This is a genomic window from Formosa algae, from assembly GCF_001439665.1.
In the GTDB taxonomy this organism is placed as follows: Bacteria; Bacteroidota; Bacteroidia; order Flavobacteriales; family Flavobacteriaceae; genus Formosa; species Formosa algae.
The window spans coordinates 1-17,665 of sequence record NZ_LMAK01000068.1; the positions used below are offsets into that span (position 1 = coordinate 1).

Consider the following 17,665-nt stretch of genomic DNA (forward strand, 5'->3'; position numbering starts at 1 on the left):
AAAAGCTGTCCCGCCAATACCTTTAATAAAGATAAAGTAAGAAATTGCTGTAATGGCTAAACCTCCAAAAAGTGCGCCTACCCATTTTGCTTTTTTGTCGAAATTAAATGAAAGTAATAAACGCGTAACCCATTGTACCATGGCACCTACAGAGAATGCAATGACTACAGAGAGGAGTATACCAAATATAATTTGTGTGGCTTTAGATGTGTTGATGTAGTTTACAAGGTCTGAAACAGATCCACCGTCATTGCCAATTTTAATAAGTGCTATGGCTACAGATGCTCCTAAAAGTTCAAAGACTATAGAGACTGTCGTTGAGGTTGGCATACCTACAGTGTTAAAGAAGTCTAGTAACAATATGTCTGTAATCATCACGGCCATAAAAATGATCATGATTTCACTAAACATAAATTCGCCTGGATTAAAGATTCCTTTTCTGGCGACTTCCATCATTCCACTAGAGAAAATAGCTCCAATAGCAACACCTAAACTTGCAACTATCATTATTGTTCTAAAAGAAACAGCTTTAGAGCCTATTGCAGAGTTTAAAAAGTTAACAGCATCATTACTTACGCCTACAACTAAATCTGCAATGGCCAGAACGCCCAAAGCAACAATCATTAATAAATATATATTCTCCATTTTTAAATCTCAAATTGATTGCAAATATCTATAGTGTTTCTCACTGATGTGTTACGTAAATGTTATGATTTTTATTAAAAATAAGACGTGATATCTAAGGTTAAAAAGTATTGAATTTGGCATTTTAGAGCCAAGAATTTTCAAAACTTGATAAGACTTAGACGTGTTTTTTTTAAAAGATGTGGGTATTTACGAGATTAGGTTAAGAAATTATAGCTTTTGCACATTAAAATTACGATTTCACTTTTTAAATATTGGTTGATTTTTCAATTGAAAAGTAAAAGATACTGTTTTAATTTTAGTTAACTAAATCATCCTAAATAAAGATAAAAGTGTCTTGTTTAAAAATGAATTGGTATCTGTGGCGTGAAATTTAGGTCTTTGTCTTTTTCTGTTTGGAATGACTCGTTTTAAGTCTACATATTTTGTTTTTTAAAGCGCACTAACTTGAAGCATTGAGGTTAAGTGTAATGCTTGTAATGTTAAATAAATACAAGGGTTTAAGGCTTGATTTGCTTGTGAAAGAAGTTGTTGTGACTATTTGAAAAAAATAAGAACTGCCTTAGAAAGGCAGTTCTTTTTGTTCATGATAAATAGTCGACAAAAACTAATAGATTATATGAATATTTGCAAAGAACGGCAATGTATTTCACCTCTGTGTGAAGTATATATTATGTTAATATTAATAGATTTTTTATATTGTTAACATTGTAAAAGCCATAAAATCAACAAAATAAGCTCCAATGTTAAATTAATGTTACCAAATGGTTGTTTAAATGTTAACTATTCGTTATCTTTGAAATGTGAAACAGTAAAACCCAAAGGAGATGAAAACGAAAATAATATTTGTATTTGCTTTATTAGTGACTGTAATGTCATTTGCGCAAGATAAGAGAGATTTAAAATTAAATAAAGATACACAACTAATCGAGGTTACGTATTATAACGATAACGGCGATGTAACTCAAACAGGAACTTATACTTTAGAAGGAAAGTTACAAGGTGAGTGGAATAGTTATGATGCTAAAGGACAAAGAACAGCATCTGCAACTTACGAGAATGGTAAGAAAGTTGGAAAATGGTTTTTCTGGAGTGAGGATTCTTTAAGAGAAGTAGATTATTCTAACAATGCTATTGCAAATGTTAGTGAATGGAGTAGTAAGTCTACATTAGCGTCTCATTAAAACAGAGGTATTGTGAAAAAATAAAAAGCACCCAAATTTGGGTGCTTTTTTGTTAAGATGTTTGGCTTGTATGACTGGTTATTCAAGAAGTACCGTCTGCTACATATTTACATTTACCAACCAATTAGAATCCATTTAATTTGTTTAAAACACAGATTATTAATTAGATGTATTTTTGTGGAAAATAATCTACTTTAATGTTAAATCACCTATTTCAATTCTTGTGTACATGTGTCTTTTACTTTATTATTTTTTTTGTATTTGTATTAGTTTTTATAATATATATCCCTTTTGGTAACTGATCTATAATTTCTTCTTGTTCGGAGTAATCAGTTTTTGTCGATATTATATTTTCTCCGCTTAAGTTGTAAACCTCAAACAGACTCTTTTCTTCTGTAAGGGGAGGAATTTTATTGGATAATATTTTAGAGGTTGCTGTAGATGAATAATTGTATGTTGCTGGTATAATAAGTAAATTATCACCTTCTCCCGTTTCACCTTCAGAGTTTGTGTCAGTTGCATCTATATCTACCAAAATATAAAAATTACCATTAGTGGATGGACTATTGTGATCTACACCAAAAATATCTACACCACTTATGGATAATTCAATTCCGTGAGATTTATTGATTTCTAGCGCTGGAATTGTTTTACTTTCAAGTTTTTTATCAGCATTACCCCCAGATTTTACAAGAGTAGTATTGGTAGAATAGTAAAAATCTATTTTACCAGAATTAGAAGTTGTGTTTCCAGTATTTCTAATATTCAGCTTATTAAAAGTTATGCTACCTACTCCTCCAGCAACCAGATGACGCTTACTTGAATTTAAAAATGTATTTAGATAAGGGTTACATGACATGCAGCTAGAAAAGACTATGGAATTAACTGAATCTACACTTAAATTCGGACTAAGTATTGGACATCCATTGTTAGAAGATGGTCCAGCTTCATCAGGGCAATTATCTTGATCGTTTAATATACCATCTCCATCTCTGTCTTCACTTGTGATAGTATATGAATAAATCGTTTGAACACCTTGATACTCTGCTACTAAGTAAAAAGTTGTGCCAATGCTAGTTGTGAATGATCTTCCCGACCAAACATAAGCTGGAGTATTCCACTTAGATTGTAATGTGTAGGTGCTAAAATTTAAATTGTAATCGCCTTCATAATTCCATCTACTTAGACCTATTAAATTATCTGATGAAATTGAATTATAATAAACATATAATTTAATTTCATTATAATCATAATCTCCTTTTATTTCAAATTCGTAATTAAATATATCACCATTATTCCAAGAGAATAATTCGTCAATATCAGCAGTAACTTTGAAATTTCTGATGTCAGTTTGGGAGAATGCTAAAGAGAATGTGAATAATCCTATGATAATTAAAGTAATTCTTTTCATAATTCTATTTTTTTATTCAATTTCGTTAGCCCAGTCTGGCATATCAGCTCCATTACCTGCTCCATTTTCACTTGCTACATAATCTGTAGTTAAGTTGTTTTCTGTTACAAATGCAATACCGTTAACCATGAATTCTCCTGCTTCAATTCTAGCTGTAGCTCCTGAACCTTCATCTAACTTAGCGAAAGTATCTATTCCAGAAACAAATAAGTTAGTGTAAGTTTGCATTCCACCACCTTCTTTAAAGTTGATTGCTTGTTCAGACGCTACAAATTTAGCATCATCACCTTTTACAATCGATACATTTATTAATTTAGCATTAGTCATTGGGGTTGCAACATCGTTATCACCATTGTTAGAGCCTTCGATACCTGCTTTAGAAATTCCAGAGATGTATACATTTGTAATAGTACCTGAGTAACCATCTGCAAAATCTAAGGAATCATCGTATGCATTTACAATTGCCAAGTTAGAAGCATTTACAGTTCCTCCAAAGAATTCGATTCCGTCATCTCCACTTTCATAGGCAAAAATATTAGATACTTGAGTACCACTACCTACTCCAAAGAAAGAAACTCCATTAAATTCTTTTGTTGCAGAAAACTTAGAACCTGTATACTCAATTCTTAAATAATTAATTCTACCAGAATCATCTATTTCATTATCTCCCCCGTAAGCTAAGTTACCAACTTCAGAGTCTCCATTAGAACCGGTATTTACAGGAGCATCACCACAAATAATTAACCCACCCCAATCACTTTCAGATTGTGTTGCTTTACCAGAAGTCATAACTACAGGATTATTAGCTTGACCATCAATATAAATTTTGGCACCTCTTTCTACAGCGATATACATAGATGTACTAGCACCGTTAGGATCTGTTTTAATTGTAGTACCTGCAGGAATAAATAACTCTGCTCCAGACTTTACTACTAAAGGACCTGTTAAAATATAAGTTTCAGACGCACTTAATGTTACTTCTCCATCTTCAATGTCTCCTTGAAAATTATCAGCATCTAATTCAAAAGAACTTGATGGTACTATAGGGTTGTCATCATTACTACTGCAGCTTGTAAAAATAAGGCCTGCAATTACCGCTATACTTAAAATTGTTTTTTTCATTTTTTTAAATTTATTAAATAATAGTTTTTTTATTGTAGCAACAAAGAAAGGGTTTACTTGTTGGTTATTGGTTAAGCAAATATTACCATGATGTTAAGTGTGTCCAGTCTTTATGTTAAAAGAGTTAACATAAAATTTACATAATTTTAGACCAAAAAAAAGGGAATTGACAGCTGTCAATTCCCTTTTTTAATATAGTTTTAAGTGTTTAAAAAATGTATTTTAAAGATAAACTAAACTCTGAACCTGCTTTGTAAGAGCTTACCAAAATATCTCCAGACGTACTACCTTCTACTTTGCTTTGTTCTTGAATACGTTCGAAAGTTGGATCTAAGATGTTTTTAAAGGCCAAACCTAATTGTAAATTTCCAGTAAGATTGGATTTTAAAATAAAATCCAGGTTATTAATTGATTTATCAATCATGTTACCCTTATTTTGAGTTCCTAAAACGGCTAATTTATCTGAAAAATATGCATATGCTAAAGTTGCTGATAAATTACTATGCTCACTAAATTCTGTTAAATATGTCACATCTGCATTTGCTAAAAAGTCTGATGCTCCTGCTAGTTTAGCTTCATCAAAAGTAAAGTTTGCTCCAAATCCGTTTTCTTCATATACTTTATCTTTATCTAAATCTTGATTATGGTATATGTAAGAACCATTTACACCAAAAGATAATTTGTTAGTTAAATCATTTTCTTTCTCCATTTCAAAAAGATCCTTACGAACTTCTAACTCTACACCAGCAGCTACAGCTTGTTCACCTGTATTTGCATATGTGATATTTCCTGCGGATGAATTTGTAAACATTTCATTTATTGGATTCTGAATTAATTTACCAAAGGCTGTTAGAGAAAGTAATTCGCCACGATCAGGATAAAATTCCCATCCTAAATCGACATTGTAATTCGTAGAAGCATACAAGGTTGGGTTACCAATATAATCTTGAGTTACATCTTGAAAAAGGATTCTTACTTTTTCTTTAAATTGTGGTAAGGTATATGTTTTACTTGCAGCAAATTTTAAGTTTTGCTTATCGTTAAGTGTATATTTTGCAATTAAACTTGGTAAGAAATTTAATGGTGAATACTCTGATGAATCTCCATTAGGCTCCAGTAAAGAAATATAATAGACAGATTGATCTAATTGCTCTACTCTTAGTCCTGCAATTACTGAAAATTTTTCACTAAATTGATATTGTAAATTAGCAAAAACAGAATGTACATCTAAATTTCCGTTGTATAGCTGATTAATTTCACTTGTTGAATCCCCTTGATTCGGATTGAAATAATTTGGACCTAAATATTCATCTACATTATGTATACCGTCTTCACTAAACGTTATACTATTGGCTTCGGGGAAAAATGCATATTGCTGAGAATCAAATTCAATATCCTTCATCTTACCAGAATACCCTAAAGTTGCTTTTCCTTTAAAAAGATCCTCTGCTTCATCTTTATTAAAATTATATGTCACCGCAGCATTAGCAGAAAATTCCTTTTCGTCTAAGTTTTGATAGTAACGGTGGTTATGAATACTAGAATCTGTAAAAAACGTATAGTTTGAAGAATCATCTCTTGCTGGGACAAATGTATTCTGCATACGATCTGGAATAACATTATTCATGCTACTAAAACCAATAGCCCAATTTGCCTCCCACTTATCGTTAAACTGATGTTCTCCTAATACTTGATTTACAAATAATGCGGTTTTGTCGAAAGTTCCTCGTTTAATATAACCTGAAATATCTCCAGCTCCAGGAGCTCCTCCATCAAAGTTTTGATTTGTTCCTTCGTATTCACTATAATCTTGGGAAGTCGAATTTAAAAACATAGATGTAAACAATATTGAATGATTATTGTTTATATTATAATCTGCAGATCCCATTACCGTTGTATTTGTATTGTGGATATAAGCTCTCTTATAAAAATCTGAATTTATTGTTCCTTGAGCAGTAATGTTACCTCTATCGTAACCTTCTAGAAATTTGTTTTCGGCATCAAAAGAAGCTGTTATGAATGCTCCAATACTACTTTTTTCTCCAAATCCAAATTTCTTTCCTCCAGATAACGAATAATTATTATTTAATGTATTTTTGCTTTCTTGTCTATCCCAACTTGTTCCATAGTCATATGGTAATAATGGATCGTTTGGTTTACTTCCAGTGGCAAATCCCCAGTAATTCGGACCATCTTGTAAATAGAAATCATCTACCTTTAAAACATTTGAATTCGCTCCTAAACCAGCAGCAAAGCTTACAAAAGGAGAGCCTGAAAATCGCTTAGAACGAATATCGATATTCGCTCCTCCAAAATCAGCATAGTTTTGAGATTCGAAAGTTTTGCTAATCCCCACATATTGAACGATATCTGTTGTGAAAATATCTAATATTATGTTTTTGTTTGAAGGATTATTAGAAGGTAATGGCAAGCCATTTAATGTTGTAATGTTATATCTGTCTCCTAAACCTCTCACAAAAATACTTCCTGAGCCCTCTTGTTTTGAGATTCCACTCACTTTAGTAACAGCTGTTGCAACATCACTAACTCCTTTTCTAGAGAGTTCATCTGCTCCAATAGACGCTTGAAAAGAAACTGCTTTTTTCTGTCCTAATAATAAAGCACTTTCACTTTCTTTTCTGGTTGTGGTTTGTATAACAACCTCGTCTAATGCAGCTGCGCTAGCACTCATTGTAATATCTATTTGTGTGGCATTACCTGCAGTAACCTCTACTGGAACTTCTTGGGTTTGATAGCCTACAAAACTATAAATTATAATGTATGTACCTGGGGTTACATCTGTAAAAGCATAAACACCATCCATATCAGACGTTGTTCCGTTTGTGGTGCCTTTTATTAAAATGTTTGCAAATGCAAGAGGTTCGTTGTTGTATTCTTTATCTGTTAACTTCCCTACAATAGAACCTTTGTCTTGAGCGTAAGATAAAGCGGTAGTTAAAAATACTAATGCTATTAATAATTGTTTCATTTTGTCGTTTATTTTCATTCCGCAAATTAACTTCCGTTTTTTCGAATCAACTAGAATCACGAGTTAATGAAAGATGATAAAAAGGTTAACTAAAAGTTACAGGATTTACGAGTTTTCGATTTTTTGTAAACATTCTGTTAACATACCATAGTCCAAGAAAGGGTTTAATAAGGCTTGAAGTGCGATGTATATTAGAAAGTACTATATTGCGGAGACTTAAAATAAAGTTATGAACTGGGAACAATTATTATCTCTTAAACGTTTTGGTGATGTTAATAAACGTTTAAGAAAGAGCCAAGATGAAACGCGTTTAGGGTTTGAAGTTGATTATGACCGTGTTATATTCTCTTCAGAGTTTAGAAGTTTACAAGATAAAACTCAAGTTATCCCCATGTCGCAAACAGATTTTGTACACACGCGCTTAACGCATAGTTTAGAAGTTAGTGTGGTGGCGCGATCTTTAGGACGAAAAATAGGTGAGAAAATACTACTTAAATATCCCGAACTTAAATCGGAGCATGGCTATCTGCCAAACGATTTTGGTGCCATAGTAGCATCTGCAGCATTGGCTCACGATATTGGGAATCCGCCATTCGGACATTCCGGAGAAAAAGCCATTGGCGAGTATTTTAAAACCGGTTTAGGTATGGCATATAAAGAGGCTCTAACACCTAAACAATATCAAGATTTATGTGATTTTGAAGGGAATGCAAACGGATTTAAAATATTAACTCAAAGTAGAGAAGGTCGTGTGGGCGGACTCCGTTTGTGCTATGCTACTTTAGGAGCTTTTATAAAATACCCTAAAGAATCGTTACCTAAAAAACCAACACAACATGTGTCTGATAAAAAGTATGGTTTTTTTCAAAGCGAAAAGGATGCCTTTATGGATGTCGCAGAAGAGTTAGGATTAATTGAAGCCGGAACAGAAGGCAATGTAAGTTTTAAAAGACATCCGTTAGCCTTTTTAGTAGAGGCCGCCGACGATATTTGTTATACCATTATCGACTTTGAAGATGGTATTAATTTAGGTTTGATAGAAGAAGAATTTGCCTTAGAATATTTAATTAAACTGGTAAAAGATGTTATAGATATTAATAAGTATCATCAATTAACGAATACACAAGACCGTATCAGTTATTTAAGAGCTTTGGCTATTAATACCTTAATTAATGAAGCCATTTCAATTTTTGAAGCTAACGAAACTGCTATATTAAACGGTACGTTTACGGTGTCTTTACTAGATAAGAGTAAATATGAAGCACAAATAAATGATATTATAAAAATTAGTGTCGAAAAAATTTATCAGTCTCAAGACGTATTAGATAAAGAAATATCGGGTTACGCCGTAATTTCAAAATTATTAGATGTTTATATTTCGGCAGTAAATAATGATTATAATGGAAAAGCGTCTAATTATGACAAACTCATTTTAAAGATTCTTCCAAAAACGATCGATTTTAAAGCAGACGATTTGTACATAAGGTTGCTAAATGTTTGTCATTATGTGTCCTTATTTTCTGATAGTCAAGCTATTCTAACGTACCGAAAATTTTCTGGACGCTTGGTGTATTAGCATAAAATACTTGTTTCTCATGTAGAAAAATATATTTTTGTAACATACAACCAAATTCATATGAAAAATAAATTACAAATTGTTTTAGGGGTATTAGCTACTGTTGCCGTAGTTTTTGCTCTTACAAAGTTTAGCGGTAAGGAGGTCTCTGCGGAACATGTAGAGACAAAAACACTTACTGTTGCAGAGTTAAAAGCTTTGCATAAGAAGAATTTAGAAAATAGCCCGTTTAAAAATACTGCGGGTCTAACAAAGAAAGAGCGCGCTCAGCAGGGTTTGCCACCTAAACGTTATATGGAACGTTTATGGGAGTTAACCATGAATCCTGCTTTAGGACGTCCAACTCCAGAAAATCTGGCAGTAATTCAAAATGAACTTTTAGAAGCACGTACTAGCGCATTAGCTACAGGACGTGTTCCAGGAGATGCTTCTAACAACAATTGGGTAGAACGTGGCCCAGATGATATTGGTGGTCGTACAAGAGCATTAATATTCGATCCTAACGATACTACTAACGAAACAGTCTTTGCTGGAGGTGTAAGTGGTGGTTTATGGAAAAATACTAACATTTCTAGCGCAACTTCAGTTTGGACAAGTGTAGATATTCCTGAAAATTTAAACATCAGTTGTATTGCCGTAGATCCTAACAATTCTAAAACAATGTATGTAGGAACTGGGGAATCTTATGTGGCAGGAGATGTTAACGGAAACGGCGTTTGGAAATCTACAGATGGTGGAAACTCATGGAGCCATGTCTTTGGAGGCGCAGAAGGAGAAACCATTTTACAAACAGATTCACAAGTTGTCGTGAATTCTCCAAGTGATATTGCAGAAACGTATATTTCTTTGGGAGCTAGTTTTGGTCCAACATCTACCTCAGACATTACTAACGATGTAGTCTTAGCTAATGCAGGAGGTACTTCGCCTGAAGAAGGGTGTGCAGATCTTACAAATGCAGCTGCTATTAATGGTAAAATTGCTTTAATATATAGAGGGGATTGTACGTTTATAGAAAAAGTAGTTTATGCTCAGAATGCAGGAGCAGTAGCTGTTATTGTTATAAATAATGAGCCAGGAAACCCGATTACAATGGGTGGAGACGATCTTACTGGTGAGGTATTGATCCCGTCTGTAATGATTTCTCAAGACAATGGAGCTATACTTGCTGCTGAACTAGAAGCAGGAGAAACGGTTAATGTTACAATAACAGCAAGTTCTGGAGATTTTTCAGGATTTTATGTATTAAACGGTAATCAGCATGTAAACGATATTGTAGTTAGAGATAATAATGGGGTTTCTGAAGTGTATATCGCTGCAGGTGCAACGTTTTATAGCGATGCTAGTCCGAGTACGCTTTTTGGTCCAGACGATTACGGGTTATATAAGTCTACAAATGGCGGAACATCGTGGAGTTTAATAGGTGTACCGTTAACCGATGATGGAAATGTATTTGAACCTAATGATCTTGAATTAGGTGCAGACAATACCATTTGGATGGCTTCTAGACAAAGTTTACTATATGGAGATGGAGGAGGAACTATTTTTTCTTCTACAGATGGAACTAATTTTGTGAAAAAATATGAACTAGAAGGTACGCGTACTCAAATAGCAACTTCTGCTACAGATGCTAATAAAATATATGTATTGGCAGAAGGTTCAGTTGATCCTGTATTATTCCAAAAAACAACTGATGGATTTGGAACCGTAACAGATGTCACTTTACCTGTTGATGCTGATACAGATATGGATGCAGACGACTTTACTAGAGGTCAAGCATTCTACGATCTAGTGATTAAATTAGATCCTACTAACGACGAAAAAGTATATGTTGGAGGTATTGATGCCTTTTCTAGTGCAGATGGCGGAACAAGTTGGACACAATTATCGCATTGGTATGGCGGATTTGGATACCCAGATATGCATGCAGATCAGCATGCTATTGCATTTGGTACAGGAGATGCTTCTAAAATGATATTTGGAAACGATGGTGGTGTATTTTACTCAAATACTAGTGGGACAACACCTACATCTAGAAATAACGGATACAATGTAACACAATTTTATACGGTTGGTGTTGCTCCAACGGCAGCGATAACAGGAGATTATTTCGCAGGTGGTACGCAAGATAACGGAACCCCGTATTTTGCTAATGCAGCTTCTGGAATTAACTCGTCTTCTTTTGATCTTTATGGTGGTGACGGTGCGTATACATCATTCGATCAGGATGGTACAGATACGTATGTAATTTCAAATTATGTTTATAATAATGCTATAAGAAAGTATGATTATGCAACTGGCGTAACCACAATTATAAATAGTGAAGAAGATAATATTGGTGAATTTATAAACCCTCAAACATTAGATTCAAGATTAGATTATTTATTCTCTAACTATTCATCAGGGACATCGTATGCTATAAAAACATACAAAACGAAAAGTACAACAGCTAGTTATACAGTAAATACACTTACTAACGATTTATTAGATTCTCCAGCTTTAGCTTTAGAAACATCTCCTTACGACGTTACGAGTACACATAGTATATTGTATGCTGGTTTAGAAAATGGTAGATTATTAAAAATAACAAATGCTAGTGCACCATTATTTCAATCGTGGACAGACATTTCTTCATCTGCATTTATTGGTAGTATATCAGATATTGAATTTGGAAGTTCTTCAAATGAAATCTATGTAACTTTTCATAATTATGGTGTAAATAACATTTGGTACACTAGTGATGGTGGAACAACTTGGGCACAGAAAGATGGTGATTTACCAGATATGCCTGTTAAAGCCATCTTACGTAATCCTTTAAAAACGGATGAGGTTATAATAGGTACAGAATTAGGTGTTTGGTATACGACAGATTTTTCTAGCGATTCGCCAACTTGGACTTCTGCTTTTAACGGTATGAGTAACGTAAAAGTTATGGACTTAGATTTAAGAGATGATAATACAATTTATGCGGCAACTTATGGTCGTGGTATTTTCTCAGGACAATTTACAGGTGAAGCTTTAAGTGTTGAAGAAAATGAATTAGCAACAGGGATTTCTTTATATCCAACAGTGTCTACTGGAGCATTTAAAATCAAGTCGCAAACTAATTTAGGACAAGTTAATCTTCAAATCTTTAATTTAAGTGGTCAGTCTGTTTATGTTAAGACTATTACTTTAGACGGAAATACAGCTAAAGACATTAATATTAATGTCGCTTCAGGTGTGTATTTAGCGAAGTTTACAGAAAACGGAGCAACTACTACTAAAAAGTTTATCATTAAATAAGACTAAAATTTTTACTAGATACAAAAAGAGGAACGCTTAGCGTTCCTCTTTTTTTTAGATAATAATTGAAAATTGTAAGACTTATAATGCTTTTAAAAATAGTGCAGCTAAAGACTCAGGATCCAGTCCTAAAGATTTTTGAAGTTGTGTTACAGATCCGTGCTCAATAAAGGTATCGGGAATACCAAGTGTTTCTATGTTGGTGTTATATTGGTGGTTAGAAGCAAATGTAATTACAGCGCTTCCAAATCCGCCTATTACCGTGCCATCTTCAATAGTAAAAACTTTAGAATAGGTACTTAAAACGGAGTGTAGTAAAATTTCGTCTAATGGTTTTATAAAGCGCATGTTAAAAACAGCGATATCATTTTGTTGCTCTAGAGTTAATAAATTCAGTGCGTCTTCAACATTATAAGCCATTGTCCCAATACTTAATATGGCAATTTTTGCACCGGTTTTAAGTGGTTCTCCTTTGCCTATCTCTAATGTTGAAAAAGGCTGTTTCCAATCTAATTCACGACCTCGGCCACGCGGATATCTAATCGCAATAGGATGATCTAATCCCATTTGAGCGGTAAACATAATGTTACGTAATTCGGTTTCATTTCTTGGTGCAAAAATAATAAGGTTTGGTATGCATCTCAAAAAAGCTAAATCGAAAACACCTTGATGCGTTGCGCCATCTTCGCCTACTAATCCAGCACGATCTAAACAAAAAATAACAGGAAGGTTTTGTAAACACACATCATGAATAATTTGGTCGTAAGCGCGTTGTAAAAACGTAGAATAGATATTGCAAAAAGGGATAAAACCTTGTGTTGCTAAACCAGCCGATAAGGTTACAGCATGCTGTTCTGCAATACCAACATCGAATGCGCGTTCAGGAAAAGCCTTCATCATGTATTTTAAAGAACTTCCTGTGGGCATGGCCGGCGTAATTCCTATTATTTTTTCATTGGTTTTAGCCAATTCAACTATGGTATGTCCAAAAACATCTTGAAATTTTGGAGGGACAACGGTTTTAGATTTTTCAAATAAATCGCCAGTTAAAGCATTAAACTTACCTGGGGCGTGATATTTAACTTGGTCTAATTCGGCTTGTTTTAAACCTTTTCCTTTTGTAGTGATAAGGTGAAGAAATTTAGGTCCAGGAATTGTTTTTAATCGCTCTAATTCAGAAATTACTTTTGGTAAATCGTGTCCGTCTATAGGTCCAGAATAATTAAAATTTAATGCTTCAAAAATATTATCTTGTTTCTGAGTCCCTTTTTTAACATTAGTTAGGTACATTTTTAAAGCGCCAACACTTGGATCTATTCCAATAGCGTTATCGTTTAAAATTACTAATAAATTGGTGTCTGTTACACCAGCATGATTAAGGCCTTCAAATGCCATACCGCTGGCAATAGATGCGTCTCCGATAACAGCTATATGTTGCTTTTTAAAATCCCCTTTTAGTTTAGAGGCTATTGCCATACCTAAAGCTGCAGAAATAGATGTAGACGAGTGTCCGACACCAAATGCATCATACTTACTTTCATCGCGTTTTGGGAAGCCGCTTAAACCGTCCAATTGTCTGTTGGTATCGAATTGTGACTTTCGTTCGGTTAATATTTTATGAACATAAGCTTGGTGGCCTACATCCCAAATTAAAAGATCTTCAGGTGTATTAAATACGTAATGTAGTGCTATTGTGAGTTCTACAACGCCAAGGCTAGCTCCTAAATGTCCTTCTTTAGTGGCTACAATTTGAATGATGAATTCGCGTAGTTCTTTCGCTAAAAAGGGTAAGTCTTCTTTAGCAAGTGTTCTTAGATCTTTAGGAGAGTCTATGTGTTGTAGTAATTTTGTCATGCGACTACAAATGTACGTTTTGAAATCGTATTTTTACATTATGGAAAATATTTTTGATGATACTTATTTTATGAAGAAAGCTTTGCAAGAAGCTGAGGTGGCTTTTAATAAAGGCGAAATTCCTGTTGGAGCTGTCATTGTAATTGATAATAAGATTATTGCTAGAGCACATAATTTAACCGAAACCTTAACCGATGTTACTGCACATGCAGAAATGCAAGCCATTACAGCTGCGGCAAATTATTTGGGTGGGAAGTATCTTAAAAAATGTACATTATACGTTACCTTAGAACCTTGCCAAATGTGTGGAGGTGCGTTATATTGGAGTCAGATTTCTAATATAGTGTATGGCGCAAGAGACGAACAACGTGGATGCATTAATTTAAACACAAAATTGCATCCTAAAACGGTTGTAAAAGGTGGTGTTATGGCCGAAGAAGCTGCACAACTTATGCGACGTTTCTTTGTTGAAAAACGAAACTTAAATTAAAGCTTTCTCTCGTCGCCTTCATTTTCTCTCATCTTTTCCAAGTTCTCTTTAGTAAGCATATAATCTTTAGGGTCTTTGTCTTTCCATCTGTAATATGAAAATATTGGGAAGACGACTAAAAAGAGTCCGACAACACCAAAACCTATAAGTTTCTCGGAGTAAGGTAAGTCGAAGATTAAACCCGAAAAAATGCTTCCAAAGGCAAGAATACTTAATATAATGATGAGGTTCTTTGTATTCATTTGTAAAATTTAGTAGTTGGTGTTTTGAGCGGTAAAAATACCAATTCCTTATAGATATTTAGTAGTTTATGCCTCTTATAATTTAACTGGTGAATTCTATAAGTTGATGTCTGTAGGCTGTTAAAAGTTTCGATTTAGAGATATAGCCATAGTATTTTTCATCTTTAATTACTGGTAAATTCCATGCACCGCTAGTTTTAAATTTATCCATAATATCGTTCATAGAATCTTTATCATAATCAATGATGCTTAAAGAAACTTGCATGAGACTCGACACATTTACTGTATTGTACTTATCTGCGTCAAACATAATGTGTCTGATGTCATCCAATCTTAAAGATCCCAAAAACTCGTGCTTATCATTAACCACAGGAAAGTGATTTCGTGATGATTTTGATACCGCATTTTTTAAAATATGTCCAAGTTTCATATCGGGTTTTAAGATGATAAAGTTGGTTTCAATAACCTTATTGATGTCCAAAACCATAAGTACATTTTTATCTTTATCGTGGGTCATAAGTTCACCACGTTCAGCTAAACGCATAGTATAAATAGAATGAGATACGTAGTGTTTGGTTATGGCAAATGAAATGGCAGACACAATCATTAAGGGCACAAATAATTCGTAACCGCTTGTAATTTCGGCAATCAGGAAAATAGCGGTGAGTGGTGCATGTAGCACACCTGCCATTAGTCCGGTCATACCAATAAGTGTAAAATTGGTTTCAGATACATGAAAACCAAATCCGATATTGTTAATTATTTTAGCGCAAGCATTTCCTAAACTACAGCCCATAACAAGTGTTGGGATAAATATACCTCCTACACCTCCAGCTCCAAAAGTTGTTGTCATGGCAATGGCTTTTGATGCTGAAATTCCTAAAAGCAATAAGATAACGATCCAAATGTTGGATAAGTCGGCATTAAAAGGTGTATGTCCAATTGCTGTGATGTGATCGCCTTTTAGTAGATTATTCATTAGTCCGTAACCTTCACCATAAAGTTGTGGAATAAAAAAGAGCATGGGGCCAATGGCAACACCGCCTATTAGCAAACGTAAAGCGCGACTTTCAAATTGTTTAAAGAAGGCTGTAATGGTAAAAAACACCTTAGAAAAATAGATAGAAGCCATGGCGGTAACTAATCCTAATAGAATATAAAATGGGATGTCTTCAACAACAAATTCATTTATTAATTTAAAATTAAGCAAGACATCGGTTCCTAAAAACAAGTACGAGGTAACTACAGCAGATATGGACGCTAATAACAGCGGCACTAAAGAAATAAAAGCAATATCTAAGCTGAAAATTTCTACAGCAAATACAATAGCGGCTAATGGCGCTTTAAACATCGATGCCATAGCACCTGTAGCAGCACAACCTATTAGTAGCATTCTAGTTTTTGTGTTCATGCGAAACAATTGTGCAGTGTTGGAACCTAATGCGGCACCAATACTAACGGCAGGACCTTGTAATCCAACCGATCCTCCAAATCCAGCAGTTAATGGTGCTGTAATTAACGAGGCATAAATGTTATATCTCGGAATGATGCCGTTTAGTTTTGAAATGGCATGTAGGGTTGATGAAATACCGTGTCCGATGTGTTTTTTAAGCCAAGTTTGTTTTAAAATGTAAACAAGTAACAGGCCTATTATTGGAAGAATAAAGTATAACGCACTTGTAGAATTTTTAAATACATTTAGGTCGAAAAGGGAACGAATAAAATAGGTGAGGTTCTTAAGGATTACTGTTCCCATTCCAGATAAAAAGCCAATAAGTATGCTTAGAATATAAACAAACTGCCGTTCGGAAATGTGTTTGTATTTCCAAATTAAAAATTGGCGAAGAAGGCTTTTTGTGCTAAATGGCATAGTATAAAAATACTAAAAAAAACTCGTAATTAAATTTCGTTTTTAGGCATTAGCTTGTGAAATTAATTAGCTGACGTCGGTAAGCCGTAAGTAGTTTAGATTTAGAAATAAAACCAATGTATTTATCATCTCGAATTACTGGTAAATTCCAAGCACTTGAGTCTTGAAACTTCTTCATAATATCGGTCATTCTATCTTTGTTTAAATCTATAATTTCTGGTGGTGTTTGCATCACATCTCTAGCCACAACTTCGGTGTAAAGCGATTGATCAAACATAATTGGTCTAATATCATCTAGTAAAATAATACCCACAATTTTTTTAGATTTTACACTAATCACTGGGAATATATTCCGATTAGACTTTACAACGGCTTTATGTACAATATCGCCTAACGTCATATCTGGACTAACTTTTACAAATTTAGTTTCGATAAGATTTTCAATATTCATTAAGGTTAATACGGCCTGATCTTTATCGTGCGTAATTAAATCACCTTTTCTGGCCAGCTCCATGCTATACACAGAGTATGGTAAAAAGTATTTAGTTACTGCAAAACAAATGGCCACGGTAATCATTAACGGAATAAAAAGTTTATAACCACCAGTTAATTCTGCAATTAAAAATATAGCTGTTAATGGCGCTTGTAGTACACCGCCTAAAACGCCAGCCATACCAACCAAGGTGAAATTACTTTCAGATAAGTGTATTCTAAATAAATCTACTGTATTAATAAATTTAGCAAATCCGAAACCTAAAACAGAACCCATAAATAGACTAGGAGAGAAGATACCTCCAATTCCGCCGGCTCCAAACGTTAAAGCCGAAGCAATAACTTTAAACAGCACTAATCCAATAAGTAGTGCGATAATCGCCCAATTGTTTGTGATGTCTATATGCATAAAGTTATTGGTTACAACTTCTTGAAAGTTGCCTGTAACCATGTTGTTTATAACTTCAAAACCTTCACCGTAAAGTGGCGGGATAAAAAAGACAATAAT

The 17,665-nt window shown here is 33.9% G+C and carries 12 protein-coding genes; 4 read left to right on the forward strand and 8 right to left on the reverse strand.

Features of this window, described 5'->3' with window-relative positions:
* A partial coding sequence (locus AST99_RS15010; protein WP_198151528.1) for an inorganic phosphate transporter occupies window positions 1-645 on the reverse strand: 645 nt, incomplete at its 3' end.
* Window positions 646-1,472: 827 nt separating this feature from the next.
* Here AST99_RS15010 and AST99_RS15015 point away from each other — a divergent pair.
* Window positions 1,473-1,829 carry a toxin-antitoxin system YwqK family antitoxin gene (locus AST99_RS15015; protein WP_057783099.1) on the forward strand — a complete coding sequence of 119 codons (357 nt, stop codon included), beginning with the start codon at window positions 1,473-1,475 and terminating at the stop codon, window positions 1,827-1,829.
* A 238-nt stretch (window positions 1,830-2,067) separates the two neighbouring features.
* On the opposite strand, the gene AST99_RS15020 is transcribed toward AST99_RS15015, so the two are convergent.
* The 3 genes from AST99_RS15020 to AST99_RS15030 form a co-directional block, all read right to left on the reverse strand.
* Window positions 2,068-3,240, reverse strand: coding sequence for a T9SS type A sorting domain-containing protein (locus AST99_RS15020; RefSeq protein ID WP_057783101.1), 1,173 nt, complete (start codon window positions 3,238-3,240; stop codon window positions 2,068-2,070).
* Window positions 3,241-3,252: 12 nt separating this feature from the next.
* On the reverse strand, window positions 3,253-4,362 hold the full coding sequence (locus AST99_RS15025) for a hypothetical protein (RefSeq protein WP_057783103.1): 1,110 nt from the start codon (window positions 4,360-4,362) through the stop codon (window positions 3,253-3,255).
* Between the two features lie 208 nt (window positions 4,363-4,570).
* A complete protein-coding gene (locus AST99_RS15030) occupies window positions 4,571-7,351 on the reverse strand; it encodes a TonB-dependent receptor (RefSeq protein WP_069727867.1) in 2,781 nt (926 codons plus the stop codon).
* A gap of 229 nt (window positions 7,352-7,580) precedes the next feature.
* On the opposite strand from AST99_RS15030, the gene dgt reads away from it, so the two are divergent.
* Both dgt and AST99_RS15040 read left to right on the forward strand, forming a co-directional pair.
* Window positions 7,581-8,927, forward strand: a complete 1,347-nt coding sequence (gene dgt / locus AST99_RS15035) for a dGTP triphosphohydrolase (protein ID WP_057783107.1) — start codon at window positions 7,581-7,583, stop codon at window positions 8,925-8,927.
* 60 nt (window positions 8,928-8,987) lie between these two features.
* Window positions 8,988-12,209 carry a T9SS type A sorting domain-containing protein gene (locus tag AST99_RS15040; RefSeq protein WP_057783109.1) on the forward strand — a complete coding sequence of 1,074 codons (3,222 nt, stop codon included), beginning with the start codon at window positions 8,988-8,990 and terminating at the stop codon, window positions 12,207-12,209.
* A gap of 81 nt (window positions 12,210-12,290) precedes the next feature.
* On the opposite strand, the gene dxs is transcribed toward AST99_RS15040, so the two are convergent.
* Window positions 12,291-14,063 (reverse strand): 1-deoxy-D-xylulose-5-phosphate synthase, encoded by a 1,773-nt coding sequence (gene dxs, locus AST99_RS15045; protein WP_057783111.1) that lies wholly within the window; start codon window positions 14,061-14,063, stop codon window positions 12,291-12,293.
* Window positions 14,064-14,103: 40 nt separating this feature from the next.
* Here dxs and AST99_RS15050 point away from each other — a divergent pair, with 40 nt between their 5' ends.
* Window positions 14,104-14,553, forward strand: a complete 450-nt coding sequence (locus AST99_RS15050) for a nucleoside deaminase (protein WP_057783113.1) — start codon at window positions 14,104-14,106, stop codon at window positions 14,551-14,553.
* On the opposite strand, the gene AST99_RS15055 is transcribed toward AST99_RS15050, so the two are convergent.
* The 3 genes from AST99_RS15055 to AST99_RS15065 form a co-directional block, all read right to left on the reverse strand.
* Window positions 14,550-14,795 (reverse strand): hypothetical protein, encoded by a 246-nt coding sequence (locus AST99_RS15055; protein ID WP_057783115.1) that lies wholly within the window; start codon window positions 14,793-14,795, stop codon window positions 14,550-14,552. The genes AST99_RS15050 and AST99_RS15055 overlap by 4 nt on opposite strands.
* Window positions 14,796-14,877: 82 nt before the next feature.
* Window positions 14,878-16,665 (reverse strand): chloride channel protein, encoded by a 1,788-nt coding sequence (locus AST99_RS15060; protein WP_057783117.1) that lies wholly within the window; start codon window positions 16,663-16,665, stop codon window positions 14,878-14,880.
* A 49-nt stretch (window positions 16,666-16,714) separates the two neighbouring features.
* On the reverse strand, window positions 16,715-17,665 hold a 951-nt coding region (locus AST99_RS15065), incomplete at its 5' end, for a chloride channel protein (RefSeq protein ID WP_157486417.1).

Bases quoted from the DNA above. Each gene is read 5' to 3' on its own strand.
- AST99_RS15040 (WP_057783109.1), top strand. From the start codon at position 8,988: ATGAAAAATAAATTACAAATTGTTTTAGGGGTATTAGCTACTGTTGCC.
- AST99_RS15015 (WP_057783099.1), top strand. From the start codon at position 1,473: ATGAAAACGAAAATAATATTTGTATTTGCTTTATTAGTGACTGTAATG.
- AST99_RS15060 (WP_057783117.1), bottom strand. From the start codon at position 16,665: ATGCCATTTAGCACAAAAAGCCTTCTTCGCCAATTTTTAATTTGGAAA.
- dgt (WP_057783107.1), top strand. From the start codon at position 7,581: ATGAACTGGGAACAATTATTATCTCTTAAACGTTTTGGTGATGTTAAT.
- AST99_RS15025 (WP_057783103.1), bottom strand. From the start codon at position 4,362: ATGAAAAAAACAATTTTAAGTATAGCGGTAATTGCAGGCCTTATTTTT.
- dxs (WP_057783111.1), bottom strand. From the start codon at position 14,063: ATGACAAAATTACTACAACACATAGACTCTCCTAAAGATCTAAGAACA.
- AST99_RS15020 (WP_057783101.1), bottom strand. From the start codon at position 3,240: ATGAAAAGAATTACTTTAATTATCATAGGATTATTCACATTCTCTTTA.
- AST99_RS15030 (WP_069727867.1), bottom strand. From the start codon at position 7,351: ATGAAACAATTATTAATAGCATTAGTATTTTTAACTACCGCTTTATCT.
- AST99_RS15055 (WP_057783115.1), bottom strand. From the start codon at position 14,795: ATGAATACAAAGAACCTCATCATTATATTAAGTATTCTTGCCTTTGGA.
- AST99_RS15050 (WP_057783113.1), top strand. From the start codon at position 14,104: ATGGAAAATATTTTTGATGATACTTATTTTATGAAGAAAGCTTTGCAA.